Origin of the sequence: Thaumasiovibrio subtropicus (assembly GCF_019703835.1) — a bacterium.
In the GTDB taxonomy this organism is placed as follows: domain Bacteria; phylum Pseudomonadota; class Gammaproteobacteria; order Enterobacterales; family Vibrionaceae; genus Thaumasiovibrio; species Thaumasiovibrio subtropicus.
The window spans coordinates 3,094,794-3,115,427 of sequence record NZ_AP023054.1; the positions used below are offsets into that span (position 1 = coordinate 3,094,794).

The window sequence follows — 20,634 nt, forward strand, 5'->3', positions numbered from 1 at the left end:
CGGCTTTTGTGCCGCGTTTATATTATCCCAAGCAACAAAAAACCAACACTAATCTTACATGGCCAACCGTTGCGCGAGCACTTCATAACGTTTTTCCACCCGCTCACCAAACAAGGGATCAGGCTGTTCGTCATGCCATTGGCTATTAACGGCTTGCCAATCTTGATCCGTGAACAGTTTTTGAATCAACGGCAATACTTCGCGTTCTTCAAACTCTAAATGGGCCTGTTGTCGGTCGACAAACTCTGTCAGGCTTTGCGCCAACATATCTAATGGGATCACCGCATCCATCAGGATCATCGTCAGTGTATCCGCAAACTGCTCAGTCAGTGCCGCTAAGGCTTGATGATCTTTCTCCAAGTCATCCACCAGCTTGGCTTGCTCTGGATAATGCGCAACAAGGTGGTGGTACAAAATGTCTTCTTTGGGATGATGATATTTATCTGCACGTGTTTGCAAATACTCAACAACCACTTTGATCAGCGGGTACTCCACTTCCCGCTCACCCTTCTCGATGATACGCAGCTTATCCCTCAGCAAACGCAACAATCGAGCCATCTGGCTGTGCTCTTGGTGAATATTTTTGAGCATAATGCCCTCCTCATTTCCCTGTCTGCCTGCTTCGACCATCCCCAAATGGTATAAGAAGCAGTTGAATCGGATCCGTTTCAGTGTAAGGAGAGGCGATACGCTCAAGAATTGAGCTACATCAGTAAAGTGAAAATCTCATTAAAGTGTTTGCAAAATTGTTAACTCGATCGTTTTAAACTTGCCAATCAATTTCTGTTTTCCCCATAGCGGCCAATAGCGTATTGGTTTTTGAGAAAGGTTTTGAGCCAAAAAAACCGCGATACGCCGACAATGGTGAAGGGTGAGGACCCGCTAGGATATGATGACGTTGCGTATCAATGCGGCGGCCTTTTTTCTTCGCGTGTGCTCCCCAAAGTATAAACACCACCCCTTCGCACTCTTGGTTAACCGTCTCTATGACGACATCCGTAAACGTTTCCCAACCCAATTTAGCATGAGAGTGCGCTTTACCTTCTTCCACAGTCAGTACCGTATTTAACATCAACACGCCCTGCTCTGCCCAAGACTGCAGATAACCATGCTCAGGCGTGACAAAGCCATCTATATCCGTCTCAAGCTCTTTATACATGTTCACTAGTGATGGCGGCGTTTTTACGCCCGGCAACACGGAAAAGCAAAGCCCATGCGCTTGCCCAGGACCGTGGTAAGGATCTTGGCCAAGAATGACGACTTTAACCTTTTCAAGGGGTGTAGCGGTCAATGCATTAAACACATCATCGTGAGGTGGGTAGATTGCCTGCCCAGCAGCCCTCTCAGCGTCGATATGCGCCATCATCTCAGTAAAGTATGCTTTTTGCTTTTCAGCCTGTAAGCATGTCTCCCAACTGCTCATCTCAACTCCTGCTACTCATTATCAAAGGAAACATTTTCCTTCAAAACAGAGAGAAATGACAATCAAAGCCTATTTCGTCCCATTAATTGTCTAATTTTCCAGTCCTTACATGCGTTAGGCTTTATACTCAAGCCACCTCAAGGTGCTTGTTCAGCGAGAGTTTCTAGGTTTGCCATCGAGGCACTGCTTTGAAGATCTAGTGGACTAAATCAAAAAGCAGTAACAAAGATGGCAAGCCTAGAAAACTCGCCCTTCGGGAAGCAACTAGCGCCCCGATTTCTGCGTTAAAGGTGCTTGAAAGGGAAAGCCATTCCTTCACACCTTTGCCTTGAACTCGACGCGCTAGTTTGCTTCTGAATCCTGCATCTTGAGGTGGCGTGAGTATAGAACATAAGGTTCAATCTATTTTCTTTAACTGATGCCCCTAAACTCGTCGCAATTTTGTCTCTCGCTTTACAGGTCAAGCAATGGAACGCGCTTATAAACACCCCCAGTGGTGGCTTACCCTCTTATTCATCTTCCTTTTTATTGTCGCCTTGGCGGGTTGCCAGTCCACACTGCATGAAAACGTACGCCAAGCCGAAAGTCAGCCAATCGATACTCAGAACGATGCTACTTACCATTATGGCGAGACCAACCCAGACTTTCTCACACACTACATTTACTTTCCTGTGAGCCATCACGTTGTGTTTGCAACGACCAAACCTCAAGAAATGACATTGGACGCGCACATTGCCCACTTAGAGCAAGCGGCAAACAATAATGATCACGAAGCAATGGCCGATCTCGGTACCTACTATCTGCTGGGCCATGGGGTTGAACAAGACACCAAAGCCGCTATCGATTGGTTAACGCGAATAAAAAACACTTCACACCTGCATTAAATATGCTGCGTACGTGATGTCAGCCCGCAAACCTGCGCATTTATTCCGAAAGTTTTTTTACATCGCGTCCCAACTGGTGACACTATCTTAACGAGTTATTTTTACTCATTTATTTGTGGCTATACCCGCTCAGTCGATATCGCTCAAGCGGCGCTAGAAAGGATACCTCATGCCGATAAAACCTCTTCCCTTTGTTATCGCATCACTTCTACTCGGAGGATGTGCGACCCAAGAATCCGCAAAATTTGAGTCGCCGGAAATTGAAGTTCATCAAAGTGGTGATGCAGCGCCATCTATTGAAAAATCTACGCGTCGCGATTTTGCAAGTCAGTACGGTGACAACGGGCTCAGTGACGAAGCGATCTATGATCTTGAGTTGTTCAACTATATGCAAGACTTAGCCTTTCAAGGTGACATCGCGGCGATGACCGAACTGGGCTTAATGCACCTATACGGTGAAGGCACGCCTGTGAATACCACACTGGCAGAAGTCTGGCTTAAGAAAGCTGCCGATGCGGGCAGCCCTTATGCACAGCACAATCTTGCCTATCATTACATCAGTCTAGAGGACGAGAAAAAGCGTGCTGAAGCGGTACACCTTTTTAACCTCGCCTACTCGCAAGACTTCCTGCCTGCGCAACTATGGCTTGGTATTCTTTATTACTACGGTAACGCGGTTGAACAAGATGATGCTCGCGCTTATCAATTGCTTTACCCACTTGCTTTTCCTAATGATGTCGATGCGCTGACAGAGGCAGAAATAGACTTTTTCCGCTGGCCAAGAAGTGAAGAAGGGCAAATTTCTGATGGCCCGGTACTGGGTCACCCTGAAGCTCAATATTTAATTGGTGAGATGTACTACCTTGCACTAGGCGTTGAGCAAGATCTCCCGAAAGCGCACCAACTCTTCCTTCAAAGTGCAGAATTTAACGTTAAAGCGATGGCGCGTTTAGGGACTATGTACATTCAGGGCGATGGGATTCCCAAAGAGGTGCAAACAGGGTTGGCATGGGTTGAACGCGCGGCTGAAATGAATGAGCCGTATGCGCACTACGTGCTAGCTGCACTGCATGTTGATGGTGATATCACCCTCGACATCCCTCAGTACTTACACCATCTTGAGGTCGCATTGGCAGGCGAAATACCCGACGCTTACTGCTTGCAAGGGATGATTTATGCTGACGGCGTTCACGCCCCTCTAGACAATGAAAAAGCACTCACTTTGCTGAATCAAGGTGCAGAACTTCAAAGCTCACTGTGCCAACGGGCACTCGGCAACATCTATCTCAATGGTTTTCTCGGTGTCGAGGCGAGTCCTCATCAAGCGATTGCTTGGTATCGACAAGCCGCAGAGAGTGGCGATTTAGAATCGCAAATTAATCTAGGGGAACTCTATGCCACACCGGAGTTTAATGTCCAAAATGAAGCGCTCGCTATTTACTGGACACAAAAAGCGGCTGATCGCAACGCCGCTGCCGCCATCAATAACTTAGGTTATATGCATGAAGTTGGCATCGGCGTCAGCGCCGACCAAGCACAAGCATTAGCCTTCTACCAGCAAGCAGACAATCTTGGCAACAAATCCGCCGCTTACAACTTGGGCCGAGCCTATGAGGCGGGGCATGGTGTAAACCAAGATTTTTCCAAGGCGGCGAGCTACTACCAAAAAGCCGTCAATCTCGGACACATACAAGCAATGCACAGCCTTGCAATTCTCTATATTGATGGCCGCGGTGTCTCACGAGATTTTCAGCAAGCTCGTTCCCTGTTTGAATCAGCCAACAGCTTGGAAGGCCTAGGCTATCTCTACGAACATGGCTTAGGCGTGCCGAAAGACGAACAGAAGGCGCTTGAATACTATGCCCAAGCCGGCACAGAAAACAGCCGACGTCTCTTGTTACAACTCAAACTTAAAATGAACCACGACAAACGTACCGCGCAATAAAAGCACTGCTGCCCCAACAAGGGGCAGCTTTTTCATCTATTTTACGCGACGTGTTGGGGTGCGAAAGTGGCCTCGGCCCTGAACATGGCGATTGGGTTGTGGAATATTTGACGCTCTCATAACGGGGATCCTTTTCTTTTCAGACAATCCCTATAATGAAAGATCAATGCCACATTTGTATTGTCATGGAAAATCAAAGTTTTAGTAAAAAACAGGTCAACGATGACTAGAAAGCCTGCCCCTTTTCTGCCCATCATTGCCACACAAATGTGCATCCATCAGGCGGCAAATTGCCTCAACATGGCAATCTCTTCCGCCCAGCGAGTATCGTCGATCGTCTCCAAGATCAGCGGAATACCATCAAAGCGCGCATCTCGCATAATGTATTCAAAGCATGCAATGCCTATTTCGCCATCCCCTAAACACTGGTGGCGATCGACTCGACTGCCCAATCCGGTTTTAGAGTCGTTTAAGTGCATACCACGTAAGTACTGAAAACCCACCACCTCGCCGAACGCTGCAAAAGTTTGCTCACAGGCATCTTTGGTACGTAAATCATACCCAGCAGCAAAGGTGTGCGCGGTATCAAGACAAACTCCGACCCGTGATTTATCCTCAACCTCTGCGATAATCGCGGCTAGATGCTCAAATCGCCATCCCAAGTTACTACCTTGCCCCGCAGTATTTTCAATCACGGCGACAACATTGGGCACCAACTGGTGCGCTAGATTGATGGATTCTGCAATGCGAGAAAGACAATCTTTTTCATCGATCTTTTTCAAGTGGCTACCTGGATGAAAGTTCAGTAGGTGCAACCCCAATTGTTGGCATCGTTCCATTTCATCAACGAAAGCATGACGTGATTTCTCTAGGGCCGCCGCCTCAGGGTGACCCAAATTAATCAAATAGGAGTCATGCGGCAAGATTGCTTCTGGTTCAAACCCATGCACCTCACAATAGTGTTTAAACGCCGTGATCGCTTCCTCTTCTAGTGGTTTTGCCACCCACTGACGCTGATTTTTTGTAAAAAGTGCAAATGCATTTGCACCTAATTTTTGTGCATTTAATGGGGCATTAAACACGCCTCCTGCGGCGGAGACATGGGCACCGATCAGTTTCATTACTGCTCCAAACTGTGTAATTCTGTGAGATCAAGGCATACAAACTGCACCACTAGGAGCCTTGAAAAACCTAGCGGCACGAAAAACGCGGCTTACTATTTTGTAGTAAAATTACAACAAAACAACAGTGGCACTGGTTATTTATCCATCAGTTAAAAAGTACAACAACTTTATAACACCCTTGTATAAAGCGACTTTTATTGACTTAGAACAAAAAAACAGCCTTACGATATTGAAGGTTTTTTGTTGTAACTTGATCCAAATCAATACCAATTTGAAATCACTTGAGTATATAATAAGCCCAGCTCAACAAGTTTTATAAAATTTCAAATTTTCTTCAAGAGGGGTGACAACCATGATCACAGGTATTCAAATTACTAAAGCAGCAAACGACGAACTACTGAACTCTATCTGGCTACTTGATAGCGACAACAACGAAGCGCGTTGTGTTGCAGCAACAGCGGGTTTTGAAGCAGACCAAGTTGTTCCAGCGACAGACCTAGGTGAGATCGAGTACCGCGAACTGGCTGTTGAAGCGCCGAAAGTTAAAATCGAAGGCGGTCAGCACCTAAACGTTAACGTACTTAAGCGTGAAACTCTAGAAGACGCGGTGAACCACCCAGAGAAGTACCCTCAGCTGACTATCCGTGTATCTGGTTATGCCGTGCGTTTTAACTCTCTAACGACTGAACAACAAAAAGACGTTATCGCACGTACCTTCACTCAAAGCCTATAATTTTGGCAACGAGTTGATAAAGGGTGGCTTTGGCCACCCTTTTTTGTTTATCGCCTCTGCACTCCTTTCCTAAATGCGGAAATCTCTATTCTCCTATTGTTCTGTTTTTCCCTATCGAACTCCATGATGGAATATCGACCAAACAATGATTTGGCACTGGAGACGACAATGAGATTAGAGCACACCGCCCTTTGGGCAACAGACATAGAAAGAAGCCGAGCATTCTACCAACGTTTTTTCCGCGCCGAGAGCTCAGCGCGTTATCACAATCCCACGAAAGCCTTCAGTTCATATTTCCTCTCTTTCGCACAGGGTGGAAGACTAGAGTTAATGCACACACCAACCTCTCACCCGCAATCGCCACAGCCAACAATAGGCTGGGCACACATGGCTTTGAGTGTCGGCTCGGAGCAAGCGGTAGATGAATTAACTGAGTGGATAAAGAGCGAAGGCTATTGCTGTGTTGATGGACCACGACGAACTGGCGACGGCTACTATGAGAGTGTAGTGCTTGATCCGGATGGAAATCGCATCGAAATCACCGCATAAAAAAACCGCCTTTCGGCGGTTTTTTTAACGACAAGGACGTATTTACTGTGCATCACGCAGCACTTGCTTCAACTGCTCGAAATCGGCATCTCGTTCAAGAGAGAGAAGTGGCAACGCAGCATGTTTCGCCAATGGCGCAGGTAAGTCAATGTCACGCTGAAGTATGTCATCCACCGCTTCTTTGAACTTAGCTGGGTGTGCCGTACAAAGGAATAGACCTGTCTCGCCTTCCGTTAGTTGCTCTTTCAAGATACGGTAAGCAATCGCACCATGGGGCTCACAAAGGTAGCCCTGCGCATCCAAGGCGCGAACACTCTCTTTGGACTCTTCATCTGTTACCGCGCCTTTACCCAGCTCGTTCAAGCCCCAGCCTTTACGCTCGCACAGCGCTTCGATACGTGGCCAGTTGTTTGGCTGACTGACGTCCATCGCGTTCGATAGCGTAGGAATCGTTGGTTTTGGATCCCATTCACCTGTTTCAAGGTAGCGTGGTACCGTATCGTTTACGTTGGTTGCAGCGATAAAACGTTTCACAGGCAAGCCCATTGCTTTGCCTAATAGCCCCGCCGTGAGGTTACCAAAGTTACCACTCGGCACAGAGATCACCAGTTCTTTGCGTTGCTCTACTGGCAACTGTGCCACTGCTTCAAAGTAGTAGCAGATCTGTGCCATCAAACGGCTGATGTTGATTGAGTTCGCTGAGTTAAGTCCCACTTCTTTTCGTAACGCTTCATCATCAAACGCATTTTTGACAAGGGCTTGGCAATCATCAAAATCACCATTGACGGCCACCGTGGTAATGTTGTTACCCAAGGTACAGAACAACGCTTCTTGCAGCGGAGAGATTTTTCCTTTCGGATAGAGAATAACCACATTGATATTCTCCATTCCGTAGAATGCATGCGCTACCGCCGCGCCCGTGTCACCAGACGTCGCCGTTAGAATAGTGATCTTCCCACCATCAGAGACGGCGGCTAGCGACTGCGCCATAAACCGACCACCAAAGTCTTTAAACGCAAGCGTTGGGCCATGGAAAAGCTCTAATGCGTGAACACCCGCTTCCACTTGCTTGATAGGGGCAGGAAATTGGAACGCGGCATCGACTAAAGCTTTGACTTCTGCTTCTGTAAACTCATCACCCAACATCGCCGAGAGAATCTTCGCGCTACGGGTATGGAAGTCGAGGGCTAACAGCGCTTCTACATCATCAAATTGCGGCAAAGACTCAGGAAAAAAGAGTCCTTGATTACGCCCAAGCCCTTGGCGGACCGCTTGAGCAAACGACACCTGCTCGCTGTTATCTTTTAAGTTGTGCAGCTTCATAATTGACTTCCTGTTACCTGTGAGCCCTGTGCGTCGAGTTTACACACATGGACAAATCCTTCTTCATTTTGAACATAATTTTCATTGAGCCAACGTGCGACACGCTGAGCGGTCTCTTCGCTGGCACAAATACTAAATAGCGTCGGTCCAGAGCCTGAAATACCGGTCGCTAACGCTCCCGCTTCTGACGCCCACTGACGTGCTTTTGAGAAGCCCGGTAAGAGCTTTTCACGATACGGTTCAGCGATGACATCATTGATCATCTTAGCGGCGAGTTCTGGCTGCTGGGTGTGGCACGCGTGGATGAAACCACCCAAGTGACGCCCATGCGCTATGATGTCTTGACGGCGATACTGCGATGGCAGAATCTCGCGCGCTTCCGCAGTAGAGACCGTGATCCCCGGGTAAGCCATCACCCAATACCACTCATCAAAACTTGGCACCGCTTGGCTAATGATTCCAAGTTCTTCCACCATCAATTGCAAACCACCCAGATAGCATGGTGCAACGTTATCATAATGCACACCGCCTGAAATCTGCCCTTCCATCTCGCCCATCAGCGCGAGCAACTCCATCTCTGACAATGGGTTACCGTGGAACTGATTTAGCGCATCGAGCGCCGCAACAATGGAACAAGCGCTAGACCCCAATCCAGAGCCTATTGGCATGTTTTTCTCAAGCGTCATTGCAACAGGCTGCGCTTCAAGCCCTTTTTGCTTGAGCTCTCGACAAAACACCTGCCAGCAATCATACACGATATTTTCTTTCTCATTGGTTGGCAGTTTTGCGACAAATCGGCCCACGCACTGGAGACTAAAAGGTTTCTCGCCGGCTTCAATCGCAACGCGATCCCCAAGGCGGGTGCCGTCAATGGGCGACACTGCCGCCCCTAGAACATCAAACCCAACACTGACATTACCAATTGATGCCGGAGCATATACCACAACAGCCATAGTTATACTCCCAACTTCCAGCCCAATGTACGCATCAAATCAGCAAACACCCCAGCGGCTGTCACTTCATTACCTGCACCGTAACCGCGCAGAACGAGCGGAATAGGTTGATAGTAACGGCTATAAAATGCCAAGGCATTCTCGCCATCTTTAATTTTGAACATAGGATCATCACCGTCTACAGCGGCAATTTTGACTTGGCATTGACCATTATCTATCTCACCGACGTAACGCAACACCTTGCCTTCTTCAGCCGCCTTAGCAGTCAGTTCACCGAAATACGCATCCGCTTCTGACAAACGCGCCATAAAACTTTCTACATCGCCACTCGCATCAAAGCCAGGCGGTAACGCTTGATCAACAACAACGTCATCCAATTCAAGCTGCATCCCAGCTTCACGGGCAAGAATAAGCAACTTACGGGCAACATCCATACCAGAAAGGTCATCACGCGGATCCGGTTCAGTAAAGCCGTTGCTACGCGCGACTTTTGTCGCCTCACTAAAGCTCATACCTTCATCCAGCTTGCCAAAGATGAATGACAGCGAACCAGATAAGATGCCGTTAAAACGCTCCAGCTCATCACCCGCTGCCAATAGATTCTGTAGGTTTTCAATAACTGGCAGGCCCGCACCTACCGTCGTGTCGTACATGAATTTACGACGAGTACCGCGCGCTGCTTGGCGCAACTGGTGGTAGTAGTCCATGCTAGCGGTATTGGCTTTCTTGTTCGGGGTAATGACATGGAAGCCCGCAGACAAGAAGTCGACATACTGATCGGCAATCGCTTGGTCTGACGTACAATCAACGATAACAGGGTTGATGATGTGATGGCGTTTCACCAATTGAATGATACTCGCCAAGCTGAACCCTTGTGCTGGGTCCGACACCAAATCACGCCAGTTATCCAGCGCAATACCATTATGATCCAACACCATGCCACGGCTATTTACCAAGCCACAAACACGGACTTCAATATCCTGCGCGGCAAGTTTTGCTTGTTGGCGATTGATTTGATCCACTAGCTCACCGCCAACACCACCGACACCAATCACAAAGACATCAAGGTAGTGTTTGGAATTAAACAGGTTCTCGTGACATGCCTTGATCGCTTCAGAGATAGAATCTGCAGGGATTACCGCAGAGATAGCGCGTTCAGAGGACCCCTGAGCAATAGCCACAATGTTAACGTTGACTTCGGCAAGAGAAGTGAAGAAGAGCGAGGCAATGCCTTTCGAGGTACGCATACCGTCACCCACCAAGGTGACAATCGCAACATCATCAATGTATTCAACGGGTTCAAGTAGGCCATCTTTTAGCTCAAGTTCAAAGGCATCTTGCAGTGCTTGCTCTGCCGCTTGCTTATCTTGCGCCTCGATACAAAAACTGATGCTGTACTCCGACGAAGACTGGGTGATGAGTACGATTGACACACCCGCAGAAGACATGGCACCGAACACGCGGCTCGCCATGCCAACCATGCCTTTCATACCCGGGCCAGACACATTGACCATTGTCAGTTTATCAAGTGTAGTGATCCCTTTAATATCGAGGTTATCTTCACCCGTATCTTGACCAATTAGAGTGCCTGCACCTTGCGGGTTAAAACTGTTCTTAATCAGACAAGGAATATGGAACTGAGCAATGGGTGCAATGGTTTTTGGATGAAGTACAGACGCGCCAAAGTAGGATAGCTCCATTGCCTCTTGGTAACTGAGCGATTTAAGCAAACGTGCATCAGGAACAACGCGAGGATCACAGCTGTATACACCGTCCACATCCGTCCAAATCTCACAACACTCAGCACGTAAACAGGCTGCCAACACTGCCGCAGAATAGTCAGAGCCATTACGACCTAGTGTCACCAACTCACCCTTCTCATTCCCAGCAGTGAAGCCCGGCATGATATTCACATGGCCTTCCGGCAATGGATTGCGCTTAAAGTTAGCCGTGGAGACATCAATATCCACCATGGCTTCAAGGTGATCGCCTTTCGCAAACAGGTATGAAACAGGATCGATGAGACTCGCCGCTTGACCACGTGCTTCTAGCACAGACTTCATCAATGCAATCGAGACACGCTCGCCTTTACTGATGATGCGCGCGTACACGTTATCAGGACAAAGACCAAGTAGCGCAATACCGTGCACATACTGCTTCAACTGGCTCAGCGTGCTATGCAGTTTTTGCTCTACGGCTTGACGACTAAAATCCGCCACTTCCGCTTCGATACCGTCAAACAGCGATTTAAAAACAGACTCCAAGTCTTCAATCTGGCGGTCTGCTTCACCATGTGCAATGGTGTTATCAATGACAGCAACCAGCTTGTTTGTCACCTTGCCTGGTGCAGAAAGTACGACCGCAACTTCTTCTTGCTGCGCATTATTTGCAATGATGTCTGCCGCACGTAAAAATCGACTGGCATCTGCCAGAGACGATCCTCCAAACTTTAATACTCGCATCCCTATTACTCCCAACGTCCTGTCTGTCTATCTGAAAAATGGTGAAAAAAAAGCCCGCACCTTGTGAGGTTGCGGGCTTCTTATGTTCTTTTCGCGTATTAGCCCGCCCCAACACCAATAATGCCGGTAATTGTTGTAATGGTTGTTGTGCGGGTAACGATGTTGTGCATTTGTATTGAATAATCTCGCTTCATTATTGCTACTTAGAGTTACAGGTTTTTTAGCGTTTCGTCAACAAAAACCATAAAAAAGTCCCGTTTTTTCCTTACTACGCTTCAAAGAGAATTTCCAATTAGCTAATTATTTCAGCAACCTATTTTCTTAGGCTCTGCTACGCTTTTTGCATAGGGTAGATACTCAACCATCCTCATCTCGCTGTATCGATGCGTAATTTGAAGGCGCACTTTGATGGCTTGTCATTGTCGGAGTAATAATGACGCCTACGCGCGAGCATCTTGTTGGCTCGTCATGCTTGGTCACCTTCCTCGCTCGTTGACTCGAGGCCACTGGGTAGACACAGATTCTCTTTTGATAGAATAGTTATTCAGGGATAGATATGACAGCTGCGATGGAGCAATTGGTTGCTCACACCATACTACAGGGCTCTGATGCCATGTTTGGGCGTTTTCTCGATGTGACGGCAGGCGCACAGCAACGTTTCGAACAAGCCGACTGGCAAGCCGTGCATCAAGCGATGAAAAACCGCATCTCCTTTTACCAAAAACACGTCTCATTGGTGACCAATCAAATTCAGATCATGTTGGGTCGTAAGTACGCAAACCGTCAGTTCTTAATGGCAGTAAAAGCGGAATATGAAGACTTATTGCTCGACTACCCCCGCTACGACATTGCTGAAAGCTTCTTTAACTCGGTGTACTGCCGTATTTTTGAACACCGCAACATCGAGCACGAAAAACTGTTTGTACGCAGTTCTCAGCAAGGACGTATCCCCACTTACCCTGCAGGCATTAGTAAGCACTATGTCATTAATGGCGATTTGGCCCCCGCGTTGGAGCGCATCATTGATGATACGCCCTTTCATATTCCATGGGAGAACCGAGAACGTGACATCGCCTCTTTGGCGTTCAGCGTGCTAGAGCAAGTACCCAATTGCCAAGAAGTTGAGTCGCATATCGAAATGGTCAAAGAACCCTTTTTCCGGAATAAAGCGGCGTACCTCGTAGGCAAGATCCACCAAGAGGGGCATGAGATAACCCCCATTGTCATCCCATTACTCAATCGTGAGGGCAAAGCTCTGTATGTGGATGCCTGCATCTGCGACAGCAGAGAGATGAGTATTATCTTTGGCTTTGCCCGCTCTTATTTCATGGTGTATTGCTCAGCACCTTCTATCCTCGTCGCCTTCTTGCGCGATCTGATGCCTAAAAAAACCCTTGCAGAGCTCTATACCGCCATTGGTTGTCAAAAGCATGGCAAAACCGAACTTTATCGGGAGTACTTAAATCACATTGAAAGCTCAGATGACTTGTTTGTGCTCGCCCCCGGTATCAAAGGGATGGTGATGTCCGTCTTCACCCTCCCTTCTTACGACTTCGTTTTCAAAATCATCAAAGACAAGTTCGCCCCTCAGAAAGAGATTACGCATGCGACGGTGAAAGAGAAATACAAGCTGGTCAAAGAACATGACCGTGTAGGTCGAATGGCAGATACCTTAGAGTATCGAAACTTCGTCTTTGACCGACACAGATTTAGCCAAGAACTTATCGACGAGCTGCTTGCTGTCGCGCCTTCTAATATTGAGCTCAAAGATGACAAAGTGTTGATTAAACACCTCTACATGGAACGTCGCATGACTCCGCTGAATCTCTATTTAGAATCTGCCAATGAGGCTGAGCGCCAACACGCGGTAAGAGACTACGGCAACGCCCTCAAACAACTCGCGGCTGCCAACATTTTTCCGGGCGACATGCTATTAAAAAACTTTGGTGTTACACGCCACAAGCGCGTGGTTTTTTACGATTATGATGAAATCAGTTATATGAATGAGGTTAACTTCAGAGACATCCCTGAACCCAAAACACCCGAGCAAGAGATGGCCTCCGAACCGTGGTATAGCGTCGGCCCAAATGACGTGTTTCCTGAGGAGTTTCGCACCTTCTTATTTGTTGATCGCCATACACGTGACCTCTTCGCTATCGATCACGAGGATCTCTTTACCTCAGCACTTTGGAAGCAACTTCAGGCGCAAGTGCAACAAGGCCAAGTCACTGACGTCTACCCTTATAACGAAGCATTTAGGTTTAGTGGATGAGATATTCCTTTAAATTCTAAAAATTAGGGGAACTTTTTTGAAGTTGAATATGTAATAAGTGGCACGCTTGCGCTACTATGAAAATTCGACACACTTTTCAAGGAGGATCTATGAAGATACTAGCATCGCTAGCTGCTATCAGTCTGATCCTCTGTGCACCTGCGGTCTACGCAGAAGCAGACCCTGCAACCAACACCAGCAGTGGTTGGTATGTCTCATCGCAAAGCGTAAAAAAGCACAACTTCGATGTATGGCAGTTAAACAGTGGTTACTCTTACTCTGTTGCACCGAACTTGCAGCTCTACCTCAGTACGTCCCTCTATTCAGGCAACGAAACCGTTGAACCAACCCGAGGCCTAACGAGCGGGATAAAGTATGGCATCACGCCACGCGTTTCTATTGAGTCCGCAGTAACAACATCCTTGAGTAGCACGCCCGAAGACATTCAAAACGATGAAAAAGTCGCCAGCCCGGTGAGCTTTGAAGTCTCAAGCCGTTTTCATATCACCGAGAACGTCAATGTTCACGCGACCTATGATTATGAGAGTGTTGAGCAACAATACATCTTAGGCATTGGCTACCGTTTCTAGCTTTCTCTCATCAGAAAAACACTTTCAATACCGTCAAATGTCAGTCGGCTCAGGGACGTCGATACGCCCCCAAGTTATTACAGTGCGCTAAGATCGAGCGCCGTTTGTGATATCACCACCCCATTCAAGTCAGCGTAAAGATAGTTACCGGGCGACACCGCTATTTCATGTACACGCAGGGCAATCTGTTCTTCTCCTTTGTCACGTTTTTCGGTCTTAATCGGACAAGTACCCAACGCCATGACACCTATCGCCATCTTCCCAATCGCCCCCGCATCGCGAATCACACCGTTAATCACGATACCTGCCCAGCCATTCTCGAGCGCTTTTTCCGCCAGCATATCGCCAAGCAACGCACGCTGTGTCGCCCCGCTGCCATCAACAAACAGCACCCGCCCATTACCGGGCTCATTGACCCACTTTTTCACATAACTGTTATCGTGATAACAGCGTAAAGTGACTATTTCACCAGAGAAAATTTTAGTGGCCCCATAGCTTTGCCATTGCATCGGCAACCACTGCACATCATCTGGATAAACATCACACAGGTCTGGTAACAAATCGTCCATTTGGTTTCCTTAGCCTTGTTAAATGTGATCAATTTCAATCTTCGAGACAGTGATTCACTGCTCTCAGCGCATTCAGCGCTAAAAGAAAGATAGACGGCACAATCAAGTGATGGAGAAAAATCCACCAATTTTCGTCTAAACCATTGAAAAAGACCACAAGCGACACAAATCGATACAATTTAACAATCCAAAATGTGCCCCAGATTACAAAATGAGAATAAATCTCATCAAGATAAACACCAAAAGACCATACTTTTCATTGATTTAAATTCAGGAAAAGACGTTAAAGTCGGGAAATGCAGCAAGCATCGCTAAAAAGCTATCACCAATTCACAAAACGAAGAATGTATCCACGATGTTACACAATGTATGGTAAAAGGTTTGATAAGCGCTGCATTTCACTATATTTTTATGCATAGATGCTGACAAAAACAGCAATTTGCATTATCGATTTATCGAATGTTACAAAGTATGTAGATTAAGGGGGATGTGCGCTTTTTATTGATACACATCAAAGATAATACAAATTCTAAAGGCTTGTTTTCCTTAACACGTTGTTAGGAAGCTGTTAAGTGATTACAATCCCAGCCATCTAAGGAATTTACCGGCCAATGCCCATATCGGGCGTAACTCAGTTTGGGATCCCCCAATACTGATTCAATGGATGGCGTACCACACAGGTGGAGCAGAGTGCACTGCGACCGACGCCTTGCCTGTATGTGAAAAATACACATAGAATTTAAACATTCTATTTCGTTTACCGATTTACGCTTTAGATATTAGGTACTGCCAATGCAAACCCCTCAAATTCTGATTGTAGAAGACGAGCACGTAACACGTAACACCCTGAAAAGCATCTTCGAAGCCGAAGGTTACACAGTTTATGAAGCGTGTGACGGCGCAGAAATGCACCAAACTCTTTCAGAACATCACGTTAATCTAGTGATTATGGATATCAACCTGCCAGGTAAAAACGGCTTGTTGCTCGCTCGCGAATTGCGTGAGCAAGGCGACATGGCATTAATGTTCCTGACGGGTCGTGACAATGAGGTCGACAAGATCCTTGGTCTTGAAATTGGCGCTGATGATTACATCACCAAACCTTTCAACCCTCGTGAACTGACTATTCGTGCACGCAACCTACTTAGCCGCGCGATGAACCAAGGCGCGCCAACTGAAGAGAAGAAGTTGGTTGAGCGTTACCAGTTCAACGGTTGGAGCTTAGAAATCAACAGCCGCTCTCTTGTTAGCCCAGACGGTGAAAACTACAAACTGCCACGTTCTGAGTTCCGTGCTCTACTGCACTTCTGCGAGAACCCAGGCAAGATTCAAACACGTGCCGAGCTTCTTAAGAAGATGACAGGCCGTGACCTTAAACCTCATGACCGTACGGTTGACGTCACTATCCGTCGCATCCGTAAGCACTTTGAATCTGTTGCTGATACACCAGAGATCATTGCGACCATTCACGGTGAAGGTTACCGCTTCTGCGGTGAGATTGAAGAGATTTGATCCTTCAATAACCATGGCATTGAAAAAGGCACCGTTAGGTGCCTTTTCTCGTTCTATGTGACGACGTGACTGCCAACAGTTAACCGTCGACTTGCGCATCCAACCACTGTTTCAACATCTTAATGTCTTCCGGGTAGCCTGCGCGAATCTGCTCAATCCAGTCTTCAATATTCTCCCACCAAGCTGGCTGTTCAGGCGACTGGGCTTTCTGGGCTATCTGCTGGATGTGTTTCAAACCAACAGAGCCCGCGGCACCTTTTATCTTGTGCGCTTCACTGGCGATACCTTTCTGGTCTTTCGCAGTCATATTCGAATCGAGAATCGCCATATAGTCAGGCATGAGCTTCTCAAACATCGCAATGCTGTCATAGACAGGTTTCGTCCCGACAATATCGACATAAGATTCCAACATGTCGAGATCAAGAATATCTTCGTAATCAGGCGCCACGCGCACCTCCGTCTCTTCTGGCATCGGTAAATCGGCTTCAGGACAGTACTGGCTCAACACTTGGCTAATCGCTTTTACATTCAGCGGCTTGCTCAAGGCATCATCCATCCCACTATCAAGATACTGCTGCTTATCTTTCATTAAGTTGGCCGTCAGCGCGATAACTGGCGGCAAGTGACTACAAGACAAACGCCACTGCTTAGCGATATCGAATCCCGTCATATCTGGCAATTGGATATCGAGTAAGATGAGGTCAAACTCTTCCGGTTGGAAGTGCTCTAAAGCTTCGTGACCGTTTCTCGCAACAGACACGTTGTGGCCTAGGTTTTCAAGCAACGACTTCGCGACAGTAATATTGAGTTCAATATCTTCTACCATCAAGATTTGCAGCGCGCGATGTGCCGTCGTTACCCCTTCTTCTTCCGATTCAATGCCATCAGCAAGTGGCACGGTAATGGTTACAGTGAACGTACTGCCATGGCCAAGTTCACTATCCACGGTGATATCACCATGCATCATTTGCACCCATTGGCGAGAAACCGCTAAGCCAATCCCAGTCCCCAACGCGTGCAGGTTGTTATCTTTCGATTTCACTTGGTAATACATGGCAAAGATCTTATCGAGCTCTTGCTCTGGAATACCAATCCCACTGTCTTCGACCTCAAAGATTATTTCCGCTAAACCATCTTGTACATCCGCACTCACTGAGAGTACGACGCCTCCTTCTGAGGTAAACTTGATGGCGTTACTCATCAAGTTCCACAAGACTTGACGCAAGCGGGTACCATCAATATCAACAAACTCAGGCAAATCGCTGAGTTCATCTAAGTCAAAACGCAGTCCTTTCTGCTCGGCCATCAACTGGGAAATGGACCCCACTTCAGTGACAAAGTCATGGAAGTTCGTCGGTTTTGGTAATAGCTCCATCTTGCGACGATCAAACTTATCCATATCGATGATGTCGTTGAAGATGTTACCTAAAGTGATGGCGCTGACGTGAATCGTACGCAGATGAGTACGTTGCTCATCGCTGAGTCGCGTATCCAGTAACATACGACTTAGCCCGACAATCCCATTGAGCGGTGTACGTAACTCATGGCTGATGGTGGAAATAAAGGCGGTTTTATCTCGACTGGCCTTTTCTAATGACTCTTGGTGACGTTTACGCTCAGTAATGTCCCGACCAAAACCCATTAAGCCAAGTCGCTTGCCACTACGATTGTAGAAAGGCACTTTGCGCAGCTCAAAGTAGGCTTGTCGCCCATCAGGGTATTTGAGCCACTGCTCATAGGTTAACGAGATATTGGACTCGAACACTTGCTTATCGGTTTCAATGATTCGCGTCGCTTCTTCTTCACTGTAGACATCGGCAGGCGTTAAGCCTACTAACTCTTTTTCCGTTTTACCCGTTAGCTCCTGCACGGCTTTGTTACAGCCTGAAAATTGAAACTCTTCATTACGATAATAAATAAGATCAGGTGAGGCATCGAGGAAGGAGCGTAATAAGACACTTTGCTCAGCAAGGTCGAGCTGCGCTTTCTCACGATGAAATACCTCACTTTCAAGATCTTCGAGCGCGATCTGCAAGCTCATTTCCACTTTTTGACGCTCTTCAATTTCCTGATTCAGCTTCGTAATGTTCGCTTGTAACTGTTGATTAAGCTCGAGATCTCGGCCTCGCATCTCTTCCAGTTTACTGACCAGCTTTGATAACCGCTGGCGAGAATCTTCAAGTTGATCCACAACCACTGAGAGAAAATAGACCGCCCAAGGGGTTATCAGTAGTCCAAAAAAAACGGAGCGCAAAATATCGCTATCGTGCACTGAGCCATTCAAAATCAAGGTGATCGAGACTTGCATCACAACGGCCAGTGCCACTAAGGCAATGGCGAGCAACATACTGAAGCGCATCAGCCCCAGTTTGACCATCAGGTCGACGTAATATTGGGCGAGGATCTTTATCTGTTTCATTGTTCTAATACTTTATCCTGTGAGCCAATTAGGTTGTGTGTTCGGTTGCGCCCCGCATCTTTGGCGATATAAAGCGCTTTGTCTGCTAACGCGACGAGTTCACCATAGTCTTGTTCACGAGTAGGTACGATAGTCGCAATGCCCAAACTGACAGTTAATACATCAGCAACCTGTGAGTGGCCATGAACAACGCCTTTCTCTGCTAACGCTTCATGGATTGAGGTCGATACAACCTGCGCGCCGAGGTTATCCGTATTGGGGAGTAAGAATGCAAACTCTTCACCACCATAACGTGCAACGACGTCGCTCTCACGACGAATGACGGACTTAAATACTTGCGCTACTTGTCTCAACGCTTCATCACCCTGCTGGTGGCCATAGTTATCGTTAAACGCTTTGAAGTAATCAATATCGCATAAGATCAACGACAAAGGTTTCATCTCACGGACATGGGTATGCCAAAGTTTGGTTAACTGCTCATCAAAACTACGACGGTTAGCGACTTTGGTTAAGCTATCAACAAAACTGAGCTCTTGCAGATCCATGATCGCATCAGCTAACTGCTGCTCAGCCATCTTCCGCTCGGTGACATCGCGCGCCATTAGGAGCACACCCTTAGAATCACTGAGCGGATCATTATAAGGTGAGCGCATCACTTCATACCAAAGCGGCGTTCCATCATCGAGGATCACATACTCCTCATCCTTGATGGTTTTGCCCTCTTCCATCACTTCCATATCTTTGGCTTGCTGCTCTTGCCACGCTTCTTCGCCCAACACATCAGCAACGCGAATACCGCGTAGGTCATCGCGACCGTGCGCGACCCAGCGAATAAAAGCTTCGTTACAACCCACATACATACCATGTTCGTTGTAAAGGCCGATGGGATCTTGGCTGGCCGCGAACAAGGTATCGAGCAAATTTGTGCGTTGAGCTAGCGTCTGCTCAGTTAACTCACGCTTCTCTATCTCTTGGCGCAAGCTCTCCTGCATTTCATGCCAGTCAGTAACATCATGACTAATAAATAAGGTACCAAAAGCACCACCATTATCATCGATGAGTGACGTTTGGCTTGTCTCAAGCAGTCGACTTGTGCCATCAGGAGCGGTAGTCCAATTGGTGCTAGAGCGACGACCTAAACCCGCTTCGGTCTCATCTGACATGATGCCTTCTTCAACCCGGCCTTGCCAAAACCGATCAAACGACTTGTTAGTACCGAGTACATTGCCGTCATTATTGGTGTAATGCACCATCTCCGCTAACGAGTTCAATACACTCTGAAACACTTGGGTTTCGGTATGCTTGGAAGCACTTGATGTCGAGCTGCGATACGGTGGCGTGATAAACAACAGGTGCGCCCTTTCACCATGAAAAGCAATCTGCTCGCCAGACATCACCACATTCATAGGGGGTTGGTCCGCCAAATAAAAGGTTTCTTTGGCAAAGCTAAACCCGCGCTCAAAATCATAATGGCGCAATAACTGTTGGAATACTTGCGCGTCCAGTGATGGCGGGTAAAAGTAGTTCTTACCGACTTTGCGCACTTGCAGAAATTCTCGCGCTGTTTTGTTGCCGTAAAGTAGTTGTCCGTCTTTGGCTCGGATCACGAGAGTGCAGGTCGGTAAACGCGTTAATGTGGGATAAATAGCGGAAAAGTCAGGACGGGTGTCTGGCTTAATTAACAAGCGAATTGCCGCGCCAATCACAAAGATGATGCCACACAGGTGCGCTAAATAATCGGCAACGAATTCGGGAAGAAAGTCGATGCTTAATGTGGTCAATAAAAAATAGCTCAGTGCTGCGACTGGGAGCAGTAACAGTACCAGGCCAAGGTGGCGGATGGCGTTGCGCATACTTCTCTTCCTTGAGAAACCTC

16 protein-coding genes and 1 other annotated feature are annotated in these 20,634 nt (G+C 47.4%); of the genes, 7 read left to right on the forward strand and 9 right to left on the reverse strand.

Annotated elements, in window-relative coordinates:
- Positions 1–54: 54 nt before the first annotated feature.
- Positions 55–591: a hemerythrin domain-containing protein gene (locus TSUB_RS13835; protein ID WP_246616372.1), complete on the reverse strand. Its 537-nt coding sequence runs from the start codon at positions 589–591 to the stop codon at positions 55–57.
- Positions 592–763: 172 nt separating this feature from the next.
- Entirely contained in the window at positions 764–1,423 is a 660-nt protein-coding gene (gene ung / locus TSUB_RS13840; protein WP_087022090.1) for a uracil-DNA glycosylase, read from the reverse strand.
- A gap of 467 nt (positions 1,424–1,890) precedes the next feature.
- Between ung and TSUB_RS13845 the strand changes: the two genes are divergently transcribed.
- Both TSUB_RS13845 and TSUB_RS13850 read left to right on the forward strand, forming a co-directional pair.
- A complete protein-coding gene (locus tag TSUB_RS13845; protein ID WP_087022093.1) occupies positions 1,891–2,307 on the forward strand; it encodes a sel1 repeat family protein in 417 nt (138 codons plus the stop codon).
- Positions 2,308–2,476: 169 nt separating this feature from the next.
- Entirely contained in the window at positions 2,477–4,252 is a 1,776-nt protein-coding gene (locus TSUB_RS13850) for a tetratricopeptide repeat protein (protein WP_087022096.1), read from the forward strand.
- Between the two features lie 278 nt (positions 4,253–4,530).
- Here TSUB_RS13850 and nfo read toward each other — a convergent pair whose 3' ends face one another.
- Positions 4,531–5,373 (reverse strand): deoxyribonuclease IV, encoded by an 843-nt coding sequence (gene nfo / locus TSUB_RS13855; protein WP_087022099.1) that lies wholly within the window; start codon positions 5,371–5,373, stop codon positions 4,531–4,533.
- Between the two features lie 355 nt (positions 5,374–5,728).
- Between nfo and grcA the strand changes: the two genes are divergently transcribed.
- Both grcA and TSUB_RS13865 read left to right on the forward strand, forming a co-directional pair.
- Positions 5,729–6,109 (forward strand): autonomous glycyl radical cofactor GrcA, encoded by a 381-nt coding sequence (gene grcA, locus TSUB_RS13860; protein WP_087022102.1) that lies wholly within the window; start codon positions 5,729–5,731, stop codon positions 6,107–6,109.
- A 168-nt stretch (positions 6,110–6,277) separates the two neighbouring features.
- Positions 6,278–6,658: a VOC family protein gene (locus tag TSUB_RS13865; RefSeq protein ID WP_087022296.1), complete on the forward strand. Its 381-nt coding sequence runs from the start codon at positions 6,278–6,280 to the stop codon at positions 6,656–6,658.
- 42 nt (positions 6,659–6,700) lie between these two features.
- On the opposite strand, the gene thrC is transcribed toward TSUB_RS13865, so the two are convergent.
- Genes thrC through thrA form a run of 3 tightly spaced genes read right to left on the reverse strand, consistent with a single transcriptional unit; the run spans position 6,701 to position 11,396 of the window.
- Complete coding sequence (thrC, locus tag TSUB_RS13870; RefSeq protein ID WP_087022106.1) at positions 6,701–7,981, reverse strand: threonine synthase; 1,281 nt, start codon at positions 7,979–7,981, stop codon at positions 6,701–6,703.
- Positions 7,978–8,934: a homoserine kinase gene (gene thrB, locus TSUB_RS13875; protein ID WP_087022109.1), complete on the reverse strand. Its 957-nt coding sequence runs from the start codon at positions 8,932–8,934 to the stop codon at positions 7,978–7,980. The genes thrC and thrB overlap by 4 nt, the downstream gene beginning before the upstream one ends.
- Positions 8,935–8,936: 2 nt before the next feature.
- Positions 8,937–11,396: a bifunctional aspartate kinase/homoserine dehydrogenase I gene (thrA, locus tag TSUB_RS13880; RefSeq protein WP_087022112.1), complete on the reverse strand. Its 2,460-nt coding sequence runs from the start codon at positions 11,394–11,396 to the stop codon at positions 8,937–8,939.
- A 43-nt stretch (positions 11,397–11,439) separates the two neighbouring features.
- Positions 11,440–11,553, reverse strand: a sequence feature (Thr leader region).
- 399 nt (positions 11,554–11,952) lie between these two features.
- On the opposite strand from thrA, the gene aceK reads away from it, so the two are divergent.
- Entirely contained in the window at positions 11,953–13,668 is a 1,716-nt protein-coding gene (aceK, locus tag TSUB_RS13885) for a bifunctional isocitrate dehydrogenase kinase/phosphatase (RefSeq protein ID WP_087022115.1), read from the forward strand.
- Positions 13,669–13,778: 110 nt separating this feature from the next.
- Complete coding sequence (locus tag TSUB_RS13890) at positions 13,779–14,258, forward strand: hypothetical protein (RefSeq protein WP_087022118.1); 480 nt, start codon at positions 13,779–13,781, stop codon at positions 14,256–14,258.
- A gap of 77 nt (positions 14,259–14,335) precedes the next feature.
- Here TSUB_RS13890 and TSUB_RS13895 read toward each other — a convergent pair whose 3' ends face one another.
- Entirely contained in the window at positions 14,336–14,827 is a 492-nt protein-coding gene (locus tag TSUB_RS13895) for a putative 4-hydroxy-4-methyl-2-oxoglutarate aldolase (protein ID WP_087022121.1), read from the reverse strand.
- Between the two features lie 792 nt (positions 14,828–15,619).
- Here TSUB_RS13895 and arcA point away from each other — a divergent pair.
- Positions 15,620–16,339 carry a two-component system response regulator ArcA gene (gene arcA, locus TSUB_RS13900; RefSeq protein WP_087022124.1) on the forward strand — a complete coding sequence of 240 codons (720 nt, stop codon included), beginning with the start codon at positions 15,620–15,622 and terminating at the stop codon, positions 16,337–16,339.
- A gap of 79 nt (positions 16,340–16,418) precedes the next feature.
- Here the strand turns inward: arcA and arcB are convergent, their stop codons facing one another.
- Positions 16,419–18,758: an aerobic respiration two-component sensor histidine kinase ArcB gene (gene arcB, locus TSUB_RS13905; RefSeq protein WP_087022127.1), complete on the reverse strand. Its 2,340-nt coding sequence runs from the start codon at positions 18,756–18,758 to the stop codon at positions 16,419–16,421.
- Positions 18,755–20,611 carry a GGDEF domain-containing protein gene (locus TSUB_RS13910; protein WP_087022130.1) on the reverse strand — a complete coding sequence of 619 codons (1,857 nt, stop codon included), beginning with the start codon at positions 20,609–20,611 and terminating at the stop codon, positions 18,755–18,757. Before TSUB_RS13910 ends, arcB begins: the two co-directional genes overlap by 4 nt.
- Between the last annotated feature and the right edge of the window lie 23 nt (positions 20,612–20,634).